Source organism: Acetonema longum DSM 6540 (assembly GCF_000219125.1).
GTDB lineage: Bacteria > Bacillota > Negativicutes > Sporomusales > Acetonemataceae > Acetonema > Acetonema longum.
The window spans coordinates 13,730-29,752 of the sequence record NZ_AFGF01000083.1 but is presented as its reverse complement, the minus strand read 5'-3'; the positions used below and the strand labels follow the sequence as shown (position 1 = coordinate 29,752).

Genomic DNA, 16,023 nt, shown 5'->3' with positions numbered 1-16,023 from the left:
TTCTTCTAGCATCTGAACCTTTTTGAACGGTCTCAGATTCGAGGCTGCAGATTAGGGATTGCGGATTAGAGTGTCCAAAATACAATTTTTCCATTGTAAGAAGGCGGCAATTCCATGACCGCCTTTTTCACTTCCCACTCTTTGCCGGCGATAAATACTAAATCCGGGTTATCAAGAACAGGAGAACTGCATAAGGGTGTCAGATGCACTCTGTTGCCGGAGGCTTTCAGTCCGGCGTGCAGTTCCTCCAGCAAAGGCAAAACAACCGGATTGGCCAGCAGTAAAATCGACTGGCCGGCGGCTTCGGCCAGAAATTCAGCACCGCAAAAAACATTGCCTGACTGGAAGATTCGCAGGTGGTACCCTCTTAATTGGGCAAAGGGAAATAGGGTAAAGGAAACGAGGTGCAGCAAATTATGCCTGTTATATTGCCGCAGCAGAATGGCTTGTGCCCGTTCTCCCAGACCGGCATCCAGCGACAGGGCGGTTCCGGGCCTGAGCCCCAGCAGAGATTCTTTGACCTTGAGAACAATCGCCGAGGCCGGGCCATATGGTTTTACCGCAACAATCACATTGCCAGGCGGCAAAGAGGGTGCTTTTCCCCCTTGGTCATAGGCGCAGGTTTCCTGCCAGTCACAACTGCAGAACTCTTCACCCTGGGCCAGAATGCAATAGCTGCACTGATGAATGTCCGCCAAAACGCAGGGACAGGAGCTGCGCCTCACTCTCTCACAGGACATGCTTCCACCCCCCCCGGCTTTTTCTCTATCATAATCATATGCCGGCGTATCGCTGCGTTTGCCAAAATTCGAGGGGGCACTCGATTTTTGGCAGGATTTGAGCGGCCGGTACAAGAATTATAGTACTAGTGTGCTAGGTAAATTTAGGAGTCTGTTACAGCGCATCGGCGTCTCTTCATCCGGGAACGTTCAAAGATGCTGTTTTCAACAGTCCCTGGGAAAGGTGTGGGGAGGGAATGGAATTTTGGATCTATCTGCTGACCGGCGGTAATATATTGACGCTTATTTTGGTGGCCTATCTGGTTATGAGGCGGAGTGAGCCGGATATTAGCCGGCATTTGCTGCCTGTTGAAAAAAGCCAGGAACGGATGGAGCGGTCGCTGCGGGATGAAATTGGCAGGAACCGGGAGGAGCAAAGCCGCAGCCTGAAGAGTTTTGGCGAATCTTTATCCGCTCGTCTGATCGATATTGCTACTTTGCAAAAAAATCAGCTGGACACATTCGGCCGACAGCTGCAGGGCCTGGATCAAACAACCGAGATCAAACTGGACCGGATGCGGGAAACGGTGGAAAGCAAGCTGCATCTTTTGCAGGAAGATAATAGTCAAAAACTGGAGCTGATGCGGGCGACAGTGGATGAAAAACTGCATGCCACGCTGGAAAAACGGCTGAGCGAGTCCTTTCAGCTGGTCAGTGAACGCCTGGAGCAGGTCCATAAGGGGCTGGGAGAAATGCAGGTCCTGGCGGCCGGGGTCGGGGATCTGAAAAAAGTTCTGACCAATGTGAAAAATCGCGGCATCTGGGGCGAAATGCAGCTGGCGGGTCTCTTGGAGCAAATGTTGACCCCCGACCAGTATGCCACCAATGTGGCGACCAAAAAAGGATCAGGCGAACGGGTGGAATTTGCCGTCAAGCTGCCTGGCCGGGATGCCGGGGAAGTTTGGCTGCCCATAGACGCCAAGTTCCCCCAGGAAGACTATCAGCGTTTGCTGGAGGCTATGGAAGCCGGCAATCCTGTTTTGGCCGAAGAGGCCGCCAAGCAGCTGGAGCATAGGATTAAAGGGGAAGCCAGAGATATCCGGGATAAGTACCTGGATCCGCCTAACACCACAGATTTCGCCATCATGTTTCTGCCGGTGGAGGGTCTGTTCGCCGAAGTACTGCGCCGACCCGGCCTGTGTGAATTGCTGCAGCGGGAGTACCGGGTCAATGTAACCGGACCTACTACTTTGGCGGCCTTACTGAACAGCCTGCAGATGGGCTTCCGCACCCTGGCGATTGAAAAACGCTCGAGTGAAGTCTGGGCGGTATTGGGGGCGGTTAAAACCGAGTTCGGCAAATTCGGCGATATTTTGGAAAAAACCCGTGACAAACTGGATGCAGCCAGCAAATCCATTGACACTGCCGCCACCCGCTCCCGGGTTATTGCCAAAAAATTGAGAAGCGTGCAGGAGCTGCCGGCGGCTGAGGCCGAACAACTCCTTGGCGCCACTGAAGAAGAATAAAGGGGTTCAGGGTTTTCGTTGACAAGGGCCGGGCTTTGGTGTACGATACATATCGTTGGCAGCCCCATATTACCAGCCTGAACTAAACTTGATATAACATAAAATGATATCTTTGATGACACTGTATGCAAGGAGGGAAATTATGCACAGGATATCCGGCCTGCAACTGGTAGTCGTTGCAGCACTTTTCTTTTTTTCTTTTTTCGCCGTACCGGGTACTGTTTCCGCCTCGATCAAGGTGGCGATTATCCCGTATATCAACTCTTCCGCAGAGGAACGGTCGGTTGTCGGCGAGACGATTAACAAAAAACTGGATGATTATTTTCAAAAAAATGCACGCTACAGCATTGTCCCTCCCGAGCTTGTCAACCTGGTTTTGGCCCGTCATGGGTATGATGCGGCACAAATGATTCTGCCGGAAAAAGAGTTTATGATGACTCTGGCCAATGATCTTGACGCCGATGCGGTTTTAGCCCTGGATTTTACCAGAATTCAGGCCTACCGGCGTTATACTATCATCACTTCTACCACGATCGGCAGCGTGAGTGTTTATGCTAAAGCTCTATCAGTCTATGACAGTCATTTTGTCAGTCTGAGAGTCGAGAAACAGGCCCGTTTGACGACTTACAGCATTGGTCCCGGTTTTCGCGAGAAAGAAGCCATAGCTGCGAGCATCGAACAAGCCATGGATGAGTTGTTCAGACGTCTGCCTTTCTAATACATTGATTGGATCGTAAAAGCCTTATTGCCCCAAGGGTAAGGCTTTTTTCTTTTGTAATGACGGTGCATAATATTGAGAAAGGATTTGCCGGGATCATGGCGAACTTTTTCCCTTACCCTCAGTGAAGGGGAGTAACGACAGTTCATCCCTTCATAGTCACATGCAAGAGCCAAGAACGCGTTATAAATAAGCCAGAGAGGTGGATGATAATGCAGGCCATCGTTTTGATACGGCACGCTGCAGCTGAGCATCATATTAATGGTTTGACCGGCGGCTGGACTGATTCGGCTCTTACCGAGCAGGGATGTCGTCAGGCGGCCCTGCTGGCTGAACGATTGCATCAGGAATTGAACCTCCGGCCGATTAGCCTGTATACCAGCGACTTGCGCCGGGCCAGGGAAACAGCGGCGATTTTGGGTTCGGTCTGCGGCATAGAGCCGCTGGCGACACCGGACCTGCGCGAGCTAAACAACGGTCTGGCAGCGGGCAAAACCGAAGCGCAAGCCCAAAAACTGGCGTTAGCGCGAACCAAGTCTTTTCTTGACTGGCAGCACTACCCGGGAGCCGAGACCTGGCGGCAGCTGTATATCAGGAGCAGCCGGTTCATGAGGGAACTGGCTGCTCAGGCTGACCGGGGCGATACTTTGCCTGTGCTGGTGGCTCACAGCGGCTCCATTAAGACCATCGTAGCCTGGTGGATTGATGTGGATATCGCCAGCCTGGAGAAGCTGCATGTCTCTTTTGACATATCGCCTGCCAGCATCACCGTGCTGCGGCGCAACAAGTGGCAGGAGAGCACCATTGAGCGATTGAATGATACGGCTCATCTTTATGCGGCGGGGATGGCCGCACCATTTAAAATCTAGGGAACCGTTAAAAAGGCCCATCTGCGTTGTCAGTCCTGCGGGCGGGCTCATTCAGAAAACATCCCTTTTCGACTTCAATTACAGTAGACTATTTTGTTGTGACTATGACGAAAAGGGATGTGTTTTCTTCCTGATCACGCGATGCTCCGCATCGCTCTAGTATCGACGTACCATCCGAACGTACAGTCTCACGCCCGTCCTCGTCGCGCTGTATCAGAATTCATGACTTTTCAGAGAGTGGTAATAATAGATGATCTCTCATGAGTGCAAAGTCATCTGAATTCTTCCAGTACGGAGACGCAGAGCATCTCTCTTACCTAGCATCTGGATCTTTTTGAACGGTTCCGGATTCGAGGCTGGAGATGGATTATGCAATAAAGTTATAGAAGGAGGGATATGCTTGACTGATATGAGGCGTTTTATAACCCGTGGTGCACGGGAAGAATTATGTGCGGAAATAAAGGCGGAGTCTTGCGGTATGGTGATTTTCGGCGCCTCCGGGGATTTGGCCCGGCGCAAGCTGCTGCCGGCTTTATTTGAGCTGTTCCGCCGGCAACTGCTGCCGGCAAATTTTTTCATCCTGGGCGGCGCCAGAACGGAAATGGACGACGATGCCTTCCGCCGGTCAGTGCGGGAGTCTCTGGCCGAGGCGGGTTCAGATTCAGAACTGGAGGAGTTTTCCGGATTTTGTCATTATATAGCCGGCAGTTATGAGCAGCCGGTTTTGTATGAAGCACTGAAATCGCGGCTGGCAGAGCTTGAGGCCGGGTGCCTTACCGGCGGCAACCGGATTTATTATCTGGCCACGCCGCCGGTCTTGTACCCGGTGATTACCGAGGGTCTGGGCCGGGCCGGGCTGACGTCTGATGCCGCTGGGGGATGGTCCAGGGTGGTGGTGGAAAAACCCTTCGGCCGGGATCTTGTCAGCGCCCGGGAGCTGGACAGAGCCTTGCTCCGGTATCTGACGGAACAGCAGATTTACCGCATTGATCACTATCTCGGCAAGGAGACCGTCCAGAACATCATGATTCTGCGGTTTGCCAATACAATTTTTGAACCCGTCTGGAACCGTCAGTATATTGATCATGTTCAGATTACAGTGGCCGAAACCCTGGGAGTGGAGAATCGCGCCGGTTATTACGACCAGACCGGCGCCCTGCGGGATATGTTCCAGAATCACATGCTGGAAATGCTGTCTTTAGTGGCCATGGAACCGCCGGCTTCCTTTGACGGCGACAGGCACCGGGACGAAAAGGTGAAACTGCTGCGGGCTATTCGCCCCTATTCCCCCTGGGACATGGATCAATTTCTGGTGAGAGGACAGTATGCTCAAAATTCTGATAAGAACCTGCCTGCATATCGGCAGGAACCGGGCATAAAGAGCGACTCGACCACCGAGACCTACGCAGCCATGCAGGTGATGGTGGATAACTGGCGTTGGCGGGGAGTTCCCTTTTATCTTCGCAGCGGCAAACGGCTGGCCAGGAAGGTCAGTGAAATTGCCATTGCCTTTAAGCCGGTGCCTCATTCCATGTTCGCCGGCTTGATGCCGGAAAATCTGCTGTCCAATGTACTGGTTTTGGCCATTCAGCCGGAGGAAGGCATCGCCCTCAGCATGGAAACCAAAAGACCGGGGCCTCACATGTGCATGAGTTCGCTGAATTTGCAGTTCTCCTACCGGGATGTGTTCGGCGAGAGGTCGGGCAATGCTTATGAACGGCTGCTTTTAGACTGCATGGCCGGCGACCAGACCCTGTTTGTCCGCCGCGACGGGGCGGAAGTTGCCTGGAACGTACTGGACCCGATCCTGCAGCAGTGGCAGGAAGAAACCGGATCACTGTGCTTTTACCCGGCGGGCGCGGCCGGGCCGGAGCAGGCGGAGGCGCTGCTGGCGAAGGACGGGCGCGCCTGGCGACCATTGGGCGACCGTTGAAAAAGGCCCATCTGCGTTGTCAGGTCTCCGGGCGCGCATTCGACGTACCCTCCTGAACGTACAGTCTCATGCGCGTCCTCGACCATTCCTAGCATCTGGACCTTTTTGAACGGTCCCTGCTTCGAGGCTGCAGATGAGTTTTGCAATAAGCTCCTAAAGGAACTTTGAGAGGAGTGGTCCCTTTGAACTATACCGTATATCAAAATTTAGAGGACTTGAGTCAGGTTGCCGCGGCTGCTGTTTCGCAGGCGGCCCGGCGATGCGTGGAGGATAAGGGGTATTTTACCTTAGTGCTGGCCGGGGGCAATACGCCCCGGACTCTGTATCGGATACTGGCTGAACAGGAGTCGCAGATCCCCTGGCCCCGGGTCTATATTTTTTGGGGAGATGAGCGCTTTGTGCCGCCGAATCATGACGACAGCAATTACCGTATGGCGCATCAAACCCTGCTGTCCCGGGTGAAGATTCCGTCAGGGCAGGTTTACCCTGTACCTACGGAGACAGCCACACCAGAACAGGCGGCCGATGCCTATGAAGCGCGCATCAAAACAGTCATGACCCAATTAGATAGTCCCGGCCTTAAGTGGCCCGTCTTTGACTTTATCCTCTTAGGCGTAGGGGCGGATGGACATACCGCATCCCTTTTCCCCGGCGATCCCAGCCTGAATGAAACCCGCCGCTGGGTCTGCGGCGCCAGGGGGCCGAATGGCGCCCCGAGGGTCACTTTGACCCTGCCGGTACTGAATGCGGCACGGCAGGTCTTGTTTCTGGCAACTGGTGCGGATAAACAAAGAGTCATTGGGGAAATCCTTTCGCCGGAGGCAAAAAATATGCCGCATTATCCGGCACAAAGGGTGCGCGGTGATAACGCAGCATGGCTGCTCGACCGGGAGGCTGCCGGGAAACTCTATTGAGTGCCTATTTCTGCATGGCTTCCAGCAGCTTCTGCAGACGTTCGCGCTGATCCGGCGAGAGCTTTTTGACTGTGTCCAGCAGGCGAAGAAGATCGGGTTCCAGTTCAGGCTCGGACTTTATTGCGGTGAAGAAGTCGGAGAGCGTAATGTCGAGACCCGCACATATTTTTTCAATGGTTTTATATTGGGGATTAGGATCGCGGCTGTTCATAATACTGTTTAGGGTTGATTGGGTCAGGTCTGCGAGGTTAGCAAGTTTGTTGATGCTAATATTTCGTTCGTTGCATAATTCCATGATGCGTACTGCAATGTTCAATTGATATACCTCGTTATCACGATGAGTTGTATAATGAGTATAACAAAAATACCGGAAAAAACATTAACGCTATAATATTGACCATTATAACGATATATCGTTATAATGGGTATGTATAAAATTACAGAAGGGATCGGAGTAAATGTATTTTTGGCACGTGTGTGATGGAGAGGTCATGGAGTATAACGGACAGAAGGCGGACTGGCGCAACTCAGTGGTAGTATTCGCAGTTTCGAGGGAGGATGCGCTGATCAAGGTGATGAAATATCATCAGGGCTTACTGGAGAAGGTTGACGTAGCCCACGGCGGCGAAATTATCGAGGTGATTGCCTAGGTGGTGTTTCTGCCATCATAGGGAGGGGCGTATTCCGCCAGAAAACAAGGTATTGCCTTATATTGGGGGAAAAGCATGTCTTTCGTTTTGGTACAAAGAAGGGATTGAAGCCGGCTTATTGCCTTTATGATTCATTATTGCAAGAGGGTATATTGCCTGTACGGGCGGGTAAGCTAAAGGCAGCAAAATGGTTAGGAGATATCGGGCATGAGCCAATTGCCGCAATCCCCCCGCCGCCCCAAGGGAGTAATAACCCCCTTGGCTATAAACTTTTTGCATCTGCGCAATCCCTATACAATAGCTTGGTGGTCAGCGGCTTATCCTGGTTTTGGGCATATCAGCCTAGGCTGTTACGTAAGAGGTTTCTTGCTGTTTATTTGGGAAATTCTCACCAATACCCAGGCTAAACTGAACATGGCCATTTTATATTCTTTTACCGGCCGGTTCGATCTGGCGAAAGAAATCATTGATACCCGCTGGCTGCTGTTGTATCCTTCCGTGTTCATTTTCTCCATATGGGACAGCTACCGGCTCACGATGAAATTAAATCGACTGGCTGTACTGGCCGACCGGAATGAGGAAGTGATCCGGCCGGTCAGTATGTCCGGCATGGAAATAAACATTCTGGACAAGCGGTCACCTTGGGTGGCCGCAGCGTGGTCTCTGCTGGGACCGGGCCTGGGGCATCTTTATACCCATCAGATACCCACCGGTTTTTTTCTGCTGGTGTGGTGGATTACTATTGCCTACTGTTCTAACTTACTGCAGGCCGTCCATTTTACTGCATTTGGTCTGTTTGAGCAGACTGGGGCCGTCGTCGATCCGCAGTGGCTTCTCTCTCTTCCTTCAGTATATGGCTTTGCCGTCTATGATTCCTATGTAAATACGAATGAGTATAACCGCCTGTTTGAAAAAGAACAGGCGGTCCTTTTCAAACAACAGTATCAAAGCCCTGATTTTAAAATGCCGACACAACTGGCATCGGAAGTGTATATCACAGCGTCCTTTTCATATTCGATCGCACTGGAAGTCGTTATTTCGGAACTGGAACAGAGGGGAATTTCCCGGGAACACATTTGTGCCATTCCGATGAATGTTCCCTGGAAAGAGCGGCAGTTGATAGATACGATTTATCAGGCTGACGGTCTCAGTATGTTTGATCTGGCGACAGTACTGGGTACAATCTTCATGCTGTTTGGTGTAATGTGGGGTTTTTTCTGGCAGTGGGGGCCAATCATTTGGGGTTTGATCGGATTGCTCCTGGGTGGTGCTTTGGGATTTTTGTTTAAGTATCTTTATTACCGGCTGTATATGCAAAAACAGCCGCCAAGCGGCAAAATAACGGAGGTAGTGCTGATTGTGAGCTGCCGGGAACCGGAAGCGTCAATGGTGGAAAAAGTCTTGGCCGCAAACCTTGCCTTGAGCATCGGGAGAAAAGAATAGCACGGAACAGCGGACCGCAACTGCATTCCCTATGCTCAAAGGTGGGGAAATGATCGGTCGGAAAATAAACGGCAGCGGCTGTTTCATGGCAAAGTTTTAATCCTTGCAGGATTTTTTTTATTTATAGGGTAATTTATTTTATGCAGAAGTCTGTCTGGTGGTGGGGGGGTGATTTTTTGTCAACAACCGGTTATGAAGTGGTTAAAATTTTTAACAACAACGTTTTATTGGCAAAACACCAGGGTACGGAGAAAATTCTGATTAAAAAAGGAATCGGCTTCAGCCGGAAAATCGCGGACCTCATCCCGGAAGAAACAAGTTTTGAAAAGATTTTTAGCATTGAAAACAGTGAAACCAGTCACAAATTCAACCAATTGCTGGCAGCGGTTGACCCCCATCTGGTAGGCATCTGCGAGGAGATCTTGTGCTTCATCAGCAGTAAAATTGCCAGCACCATCACCGAAGAAATGCACATCCGGTTAATCGACCATATTGCCTTTACCATTTACCGCCTTCAGCATCACGACACTATTGAAAATCCGTTTATTGTTGAGATTGAAACTCTTTACAGCCAGGAATATGAAATTGCCCGGCAGGCGGTGCGCTTGTTGGAAAAAAGCGTCGCTATGTCCATTCCTGACAGCGAAATCGGTTTTATCACTTTACATATTCATACATTGCGCAGCAACGGTAAGTTATCCAGCACTATCAAGAATGCCTATATTTGTAATTCAGTGCTGGAACTGATTGAGGATGAACTGTGTATTGAAGTGGACCGGAAATCCATCGATTACGCCCGTTTTGTCTGCCACATCCGTTTTGCGGCAGAGCGGATCACCCAAAACATTCCCATCCGAAACGATCTCCTCATGTCGATCAGGAAGACGTATAAAAACTCTTACAAATTGGCGCAAAAAGTTTCCCGATTTATGGAAGAAGAACTGACGCTAAACGTCCCTGAGGCAGAAACCGGTTTTATTGCCATGCATATTGAACGTTTAAAGAATGCATCCTCCTATGGGTCTTCCTATGTTGACAAATAGATAACACTCATATACAATTAAACTATCAAAATTATATAAAAATAATTTGAGTATATCGTGTATCCCCCAATTACATAGTTTTATTTATTAACTGGCGTGCGACGAATAGGCAAGAGCTGGAAAGTATTTCTTTTCGGCTCTTTTTGTTTTCCCGTTGCATCATTTCATCGCAACTAGCCTGAAGCAATTCGGGTTGGGAATATAAATAGGAGGGGAATTTGATGTCAAAAGAGAATCTCTTGGGCAACTTTCAACGACTGGGCAAAGCGTTAATGACCCCGGTCGCCGTTTTGCCGGCTGCTGCATTGCTGCTGCGGCTGGGAGCGGATGATGTTTTGAATTGGAAGTGGATGGCTGCCGCCGGCGGCGCTATCTTCGAAAATCTGTCCTTGCTGTTTGCTATCGGTATTGGGATCGGGTTTGCGGAAGAAAATAACGGTGTGGCTGGATTGGCCGCCGCTGTCGGTTATTTCGTCCTAACCAAAGTGGCTGCTACTTTCGACAGCGGCATAAACATGGGGGTCCTGGCCGGTATCATTACCGGTTTGTTGGCCGGTTTTCTCTACAACAAATATAAAGCGATCAGAGTTCCTGATTTTCTGGGATTTTTCGGCGGGAAACGGTTTGTGCCGATCATCACTTCTTTTTATAGCTTGATTCTTGGCATATTGGCAGGTTATGTCTGGCCTCTGATTGAACACGGCGTCAACGCTTTTGGCAATACCATCGCGACCTCCGGTTCCATCGGCGCTTTCTTATTTGGTGTCTTAAACCGCTTATTGATACCTTTCGGGCTTCACCATGTCATCAATACCTTTGTCTGGTTCCAGTTCGGTACTTTTACCAATGCCGAAGGCAAAGTGATTACCGGGGACCTGTCCCGGTTCTTCGCCGGCGATCCCACTGCCGGAACCTTTATGACCGGATTCTTCCCGATTATGATGTTTGCTCTGCCGGCAGCCTGTATTGCCATGATTGCCGCCGCCAAGAAAGAAAACCGGAAAGCAGTCGCCGGCATGCTGTTTGGCGTTGCTTTCACCTCCTTCTTAACCGGTATTACCGAGCCGATTGAATTCTTATTTATGTTCTTAGCTCCGGTGCTCTATATCCTGCACGCCTTGCTTACCGGTATCTCCATGGCATTAACCACAGGGCTCGGCATGAAATGCGGTTTTGGTTTCTCCGCCGGCTTAATTGACTATGTGTTGAACTACAACATTTCCGCGAAACCGCTGGAGATTCTAGTTGTCGGTCTCATTTTCGGCGTGATGTATTACTTTGGTTTCTACTTCATCATTAAAAAGCTGAATCTCCCCACACCGGGCCGGATGGAAGATGAGGAATCCGCTGCCTTATTAGGTTTAAGCAACAGCGAACTCAAAGACAAAGCCGCCGAAATTCTGAAAGCCATTGGCGGTAAAGAAAATATCTCTGCCATTGACGCTTGCGTTACCCGGGTCCGGGTGACTGTAAAAGAAGGCGATAAGGTGGATGAAGCCAAATTAAAAACACTGGGAGCTACCGCGGTGCTGAAAATGCCAGGAAACAACTTCCAGATCGTAGTCGGAACCGTTGCCGACCCGCTGGTAACTCACATAAAAGCAGTTATGAGCAGCAAAACCTTAACGCTCTAAGATCAAGCGTACAGGAGCCTCCGGGCTCCTGTACAGCTTTCCCTGGAATTTGAAGCGATGGAGTTTGAAGATGGTTAAACGTTTATTGGATTGCAATTCCTCGGATTTCCGGCAAATGACCAAGGCTGATCTGCGGGAGGCGATTCGGGCCAGCGAGGGCCGGGTGATGGTCTCCGAAATGATTGGCGCCTTTCAGCCCTTATTGCTGAATATCAGCAATGCTGAGCTGGCGGCGGCATTCGGCGCCGACCTTCTCCTGCTAAATATGTTCGACTTGTTCCAGCCGGTATTTAACGGGTTGCCGCCTACCGCACCGGCCGATATCATTAAAACGCTGAAACGGCTGACCGGCAGAATCGTCGGGATCAACCTGGAGCCGGTAGCCGAGCGCCACCTGCAGCTGCCGAACCTTCCCGGTCCGGGGCGGCGGGTCAGCGTCGAGACAGCCCAAAAGGCCTGCGAAATGGGGGCCGACTGGATTCTGTTAACCGGTAATCCCGAGACTTCCGTAGACAATGAAGGCATTCTGCAGGGAATTGCCACGGTGAAAAACGTCGCCGGCGCACAGCTCCTGATCGCGGCCGGCAAAATGCATGCTGCCGGAATTGCCGGTGAAACCGGAGTCAATATCATTACCCAAGCCGATATCCAGCAATTTATCGCCGCCGGGGCTGATATTATCCTGCTGCCGGCGCCGGGGACCGTGCCGGGAATAACGATGGATTTCGTCAGAGAATTGGTGGTTTACGCCCACGAACTGGGAGCGCTGACCATGACCAGCATCGGCACCTCCCAGGAAGGCGCCGATGAGCAAACCATTCGCCAGATTGCATTAATGTGCAAGATGACCGGAACCGACCTGCATCATATTGGCGATGCCGGTTATCCCGGGATGGCCGTCCCTGAAAATCTCATGGCTTATAGTATCGCCATTCGGGGCAGACGCCACACTTATGCCCGGATGGCCCGCTCCATCAATCGTTGAAAATGCAGCCGGTCGGCTAGTTTACCGGAGGGATGAATTATGCGCATCATTATTGCGAAGAATTATGAGGAATTGAGCAAACAGGCAGCTAACCTGATTGCCAGTCAGATTTTTTTAAACCCGCGCAGCGTCTTGGGGCTGGCCACAGGCAGCACTCCCCTGATGACCTATGCCAAGCTGATTGAACGGTATCATCAAGACGGTTTGGACTTTAGCCAAATCACCACCTTTAACCTGGACGAATATGTTGGGCTGCCCAAGAATGATCCCCAAAGTTACCATTACTATATGCGCACCCATTTTTTCCAGGCCGTTAATCTCAAAGAGCAGCGGATTCATATTCCCGATGGCATGGCCCCTGATCTGGAAGTCGAATGCGCCCAATACGAAGCGGCCATTGAACGAGCCGGCGGCATTGATCTGCAGCTCCTAGGAATCGGCAATAACGGGCATATCGGATTCAATGAACCTGATTTTAGCTTTGAAGCCACCACTCATGTAGTTGAATTGGATAACGAAACCATTCAAGCCAATTCCCGGTTTTTTCAAAGTCCGGAGGCAGTTCCCCGCCGCGCGATCAGTATGGGCATTAAAACGATTATGCGTTCCCGGATCATTGTGCTCCTGGCCAGCGGTCAGAATAAAGCAGCCGTAGTTGCCAAAGCTCTGTACGGTGAAATTACTCCGGCGGTTCCTGCGTCTATTTTACAGCTTCACCCCAATGTAATCGTGGTGGTGGATCAGGAAGCCGCGCAGCATCTGCCTGACCGGGCAACCTCATATTGATTGTTGAATACTTCGTTCCAATCATCAATTTTGTTAGGAGGATTTCAGATGTTCGGTATATTCAGCAGAAAGAAAGCAGTTGAGTTTAAGGCGCCGGTCTCCGGAACGGCAATGGATCTTACTACCGTGCCGGATGATGTTTTTGCTCAAAAGATGGTGGGCGATGGTTTGGCTTTTGAACCTTCGGAAGGCGTTCTGCATGCTCCCGTCGATGGTCAGGTAGTCCAGGTGTCCCCCACCAAACATGCCATCGGCCTGCGGACTAAGGAAGGGCTGGAGGTTCTCATTCATATCGGAATCGATACAGTGGACATGAAAGGAGAAGGTTTTGAAAGCTTGGTTACTGCCGGTCAAACCGTGCGCACCGGTGATCAGCTCATGACCTTCGATCGGGAGCTGATTCGCCAAAAAGCCAAATCCACCATGATTCCAATGATTATCACCAATATGGATCATGTCCGGAAAATTTCCGTCACGTATGGCCCGGTGGACTTGCATTCGGCGGTAATGAACGTCGAGGCAAAGTAAGTTAAAGCAGATTCAGTTTACCTAAACAATATACTCCATCCCCATTTTGGGGGCTTCTTACGGACTCAACGGGTGCGGTGATATCGCGCCTTAACATAAAAGACCGCATCGATGCGGTCTTTTTTATTTTTGCGTAAGCGGAAATAAATAAAGAACAAAGTGCCGCGGGTTAATCCGTGCACTTTGTTCGCCTTATCTAGGTATTATCCGTTTCTTGCTGCAGATCAGCCGCCGAAAAAGTGTCAACTCCGATTTCGAATTTCATCAGGGCATCTTTGTTTTCCCGTACTGCTGCCTCAAGCAGGTCTTGATCGCCCGCAAACGATCTTCCGTTCGGTTTTTTTGCGTTCTCGAATGGGTCTACTTTGCTGCTATCGCTCATTGTTTGCCTCCTCATTATACATAGTAAAGACTTTCCTTCGTATTATTTCCCGGGCGAGAGAGTATTACACTGCAAAAAATCCTTCCAACTTTTCATTAAGAAGGTGAAAAGATGAGTTCCTTTGAGACCGTTGAAGCTGTGTACAGTACTTGTTTTGCAAATAAAGAAAATGTGCCGCTGATTTTATTATACACAAATAGGTTCCCTGCCGGACGGTTCCTGTTATGATACAATTAGTATTCCATAAGCAACGGGAATTCCTAAAGCGAAGAAGAGGAGAAGCGTATGGATCACCGGATGATTGGTGAACTACGGCATACTTTGGGAAATTGGCGGGATTTTCGGGTGAAACTTGTTGCCCAGGGACTTTGCGTCGGGTTTGTTGCCGGCTTTGTAGTGGTTATGTTCCGGCTGGCATTGGAAATGGCGGAAACCTTGCGCGAGGGGCTTTATCAGTATTTATCCACCGCCCATGCTGCTTTTACGGTTGGCTGGTTCTTTCTGCTGTTGGTGATTGGCCGGCTGCTCGGCCTTATTGTTAAATTGGAACCTGTATCCGGAGGCAGCGGCATTCCTCAGATAAAAGGGGCTATCTTAGGCCTGGTCAGGATGAACTGGCCCCGAGTGCTGGCCGCTAAATTTATCGGTTCAGTTTTAGCCATTGGGGCCGGCCTGTCTGTGGGGAGTGAAGCTCCTTCCGTCCAGATGGGAGCTGTTGTTGGACAGGGGTGCAGCCAGATGCTCAACAAAGCAAAAATGGAAGAGAAATATTTGCTGACCGGCGGCGCAAGTGCCGGGTTGGCAGCCGTCTTTAATACCCCTCTGGCGGGAGTGATTTTTTCCTTAGAAGAGTTACAAAAAAATTTCTCTCCGGATGTTCTGATGTCTGCCATTGCCGCCTCCCTTTCGGCTGATTGGGTGGTTCGTTTTTTTTACGGCCGAGAGCCCTTCTGGGACTTTTCCGATAGCCCTTTCGTTACTATGCCTTCTTAGTCATGTTGGGGGTAGTGTTTAATCAAGCGGTAATTAAGGTGCTTGATGCTTATGCCCGGCAGAGACTGCTGCCGAAAAAAATTCAGGCCGCATTTCCCTTGCTTATTGGCGGTATCGTGGGATTTGTTCTGCCGGAAATTTTGGGTGGCGGGAATAGCCTGATTGATAAGATCGCTGACGGGCATTTTGGCTTAGCCATGCTGCTGGTCATACTGGGAGCGAAATTTTTATTTACCATGCTCAGTTATGGCGCCGGGGTTCCCGGTGGTATATTTTTGCCCATGCTGGTACTCGGCGCATTGATCGGAGGCGTCTTCAGCAAGACCATCCTGTTTTTTGGCTTCAGTCATGACTATCATGTCACATGGATGCTTCTTGGAATGGCCGCCTATTTTACAGCGATCGTAAAGGCACCGGTTACCGGCAGTATATTGATAACGGAAATGACAGGATCCTTCCGTCACCTGCCCGAAACGATTGCCGTCTGTATGGTCGCTTATATTGTCGCTGATATCGCCCGGTCAAAACCGATTTATGATACTTTGCTGGAGCGCTCGCTTCAACCTGAGAACCCGAACCGGCAGGAAACCGGTCAGCAGACAATCACCGAAATGATCGTTTGTATGGGGTCCCAATTAGACGACCGGAGAATCAGGGATGTGGAGTGGCCGGCGGATTGTTTGCTGGTCTGTATCAGGCGCGGCGAGCAGGACATCGTACCAAAAGGAGATATCAAACTTACCGCCGGCGACTACTTGTATATTGTCTCTGACGAACGCTATACCTATGACATCAGGACGATTGCCGAATAGGAATCATGCCTACTTCGCTGCCTTGTAAAGGGTAATTGGCCGAACTAGCCATTTTAATGACAAACTCGCCAGCCCTCATCCTCTATTT

17 protein-coding genes are annotated in these 16,023 nt (G+C 50.4%); 14 read left to right on the top strand and 3 right to left on the bottom strand.

What is annotated here, in order from left to right:
• Positions 1–65: 65 nt before the first annotated feature.
• Positions 66–740 carry a hypothetical protein gene (locus tag ALO_RS10040; RefSeq protein ID WP_004095292.1) on the bottom strand — a complete coding sequence of 225 codons (675 nt, stop codon included), beginning with the start codon at positions 738–740 and terminating at the stop codon, positions 66–68.
• A gap of 236 nt (positions 741–976) precedes the next feature.
• Here ALO_RS10040 and ALO_RS10035 point away from each other — a divergent pair, with 236 nt between their 5' ends.
• The 5 genes from ALO_RS10035 to pgl all read left to right on the top strand — a co-directional run bounded on the left by ALO_RS10035 (position 977) and on the right by pgl (position 6,679).
• The gene (locus ALO_RS10035) at positions 977–2,245 is read left to right on the top strand and encodes a DNA recombination protein RmuC (RefSeq protein ID WP_004095290.1); all 1,269 of its coding nucleotides are present in this window, start codon (positions 977–979) and stop codon (positions 2,243–2,245) included.
• A gap of 142 nt (positions 2,246–2,387) precedes the next feature.
• Positions 2,388–2,963, top strand: coding sequence for a hypothetical protein (locus ALO_RS10030; RefSeq protein ID WP_004095289.1), 576 nt, complete (start codon positions 2,388–2,390; stop codon positions 2,961–2,963).
• Between the two features lie 212 nt (positions 2,964–3,175).
• Entirely contained in the window at positions 3,176–3,832 is a 657-nt protein-coding gene (locus tag ALO_RS10025) for a histidine phosphatase family protein (protein ID WP_004095288.1), read from the top strand.
• Between the two features lie 409 nt (positions 3,833–4,241).
• Positions 4,242–5,765, top strand: a complete 1,524-nt coding sequence (gene zwf, locus ALO_RS10020; protein WP_004095287.1) for a glucose-6-phosphate dehydrogenase — start codon at positions 4,242–4,244, stop codon at positions 5,763–5,765.
• Positions 5,766–5,947: 182 nt separating this feature from the next.
• On the top strand, positions 5,948–6,679 hold the full coding sequence (gene pgl / locus ALO_RS10015; RefSeq protein ID WP_004095286.1) for a 6-phosphogluconolactonase: 732 nt from the start codon (positions 5,948–5,950) through the stop codon (positions 6,677–6,679).
• A 4-nt stretch (positions 6,680–6,683) separates the two neighbouring features.
• Here the strand turns inward: pgl and ALO_RS10010 are convergent, their stop codons facing one another.
• Positions 6,684–6,995: a helix-turn-helix domain-containing protein gene (locus tag ALO_RS10010; RefSeq protein WP_004095285.1), complete on the bottom strand. Its 312-nt coding sequence runs from the start codon at positions 6,993–6,995 to the stop codon at positions 6,684–6,686.
• A 175-nt stretch (positions 6,996–7,170) separates the two neighbouring features.
• Between ALO_RS10010 and ALO_RS22080 the strand changes: the two genes are divergently transcribed.
• From ALO_RS22080 to ALO_RS09980, 7 genes are all read left to right on the top strand, one after another.
• Positions 7,171–7,329 carry a hypothetical protein gene (locus tag ALO_RS22080; RefSeq protein WP_004095284.1) on the top strand — a complete coding sequence of 53 codons (159 nt, stop codon included), beginning with the start codon at positions 7,171–7,173 and terminating at the stop codon, positions 7,327–7,329.
• 207 nt (positions 7,330–7,536) lie between these two features.
• Positions 7,537–8,772: a hypothetical protein gene (locus ALO_RS23125; RefSeq protein WP_004095282.1), complete on the top strand. Its 1,236-nt coding sequence runs from the start codon at positions 7,537–7,539 to the stop codon at positions 8,770–8,772.
• Between the two features lie 176 nt (positions 8,773–8,948).
• Entirely contained in the window at positions 8,949–9,815 is an 867-nt protein-coding gene (locus ALO_RS10000; protein WP_004095281.1) for a PRD domain-containing protein, read from the top strand.
• A gap of 221 nt (positions 9,816–10,036) precedes the next feature.
• Positions 10,037–11,449, top strand: a complete 1,413-nt coding sequence (gene nagE, locus ALO_RS09995; RefSeq protein ID WP_004095275.1) for an N-acetylglucosamine-specific PTS transporter subunit IIBC — start codon at positions 10,037–10,039, stop codon at positions 11,447–11,449.
• Positions 11,450–11,519: 70 nt separating this feature from the next.
• A complete protein-coding gene (locus ALO_RS09990; protein ID WP_004095274.1) occupies positions 11,520–12,434 on the top strand; it encodes a DUF7916 family protein in 915 nt (304 codons plus the stop codon).
• Between the two features lie 39 nt (positions 12,435–12,473).
• Positions 12,474–13,220 carry a glucosamine-6-phosphate deaminase gene (gene nagB, locus ALO_RS09985; protein ID WP_004095272.1) on the top strand — a complete coding sequence of 249 codons (747 nt, stop codon included), beginning with the start codon at positions 12,474–12,476 and terminating at the stop codon, positions 13,218–13,220.
• Between the two features lie 48 nt (positions 13,221–13,268).
• On the top strand, positions 13,269–13,748 hold the full coding sequence (locus ALO_RS09980; RefSeq protein WP_004095270.1) for a PTS sugar transporter subunit IIA: 480 nt from the start codon (positions 13,269–13,271) through the stop codon (positions 13,746–13,748).
• A gap of 196 nt (positions 13,749–13,944) precedes the next feature.
• Here ALO_RS09980 and ALO_RS09975 read toward each other — a convergent pair whose 3' ends face one another.
• Positions 13,945–14,130: a hypothetical protein gene (locus ALO_RS09975; RefSeq protein WP_004095269.1), complete on the bottom strand. Its 186-nt coding sequence runs from the start codon at positions 14,128–14,130 to the stop codon at positions 13,945–13,947.
• Between the two features lie 285 nt (positions 14,131–14,415).
• On the opposite strand from ALO_RS09975, the gene ALO_RS23510 reads away from it, so the two are divergent.
• Together ALO_RS23510 and ALO_RS23505 are read left to right on the top strand one after the other, a co-directional pair.
• On the top strand, positions 14,416–15,123 hold the full coding sequence (locus ALO_RS23510; protein ID WP_004095267.1) for a chloride channel protein: 708 nt from the start codon (positions 14,416–14,418) through the stop codon (positions 15,121–15,123).
• A gap of 14 nt (positions 15,124–15,137) precedes the next feature.
• A complete protein-coding gene (locus ALO_RS23505; protein WP_004095265.1) occupies positions 15,138–15,935 on the top strand; it encodes a chloride channel protein in 798 nt (265 codons plus the stop codon).
• Positions 15,936–16,023: the final 88 nt, after the last annotated feature.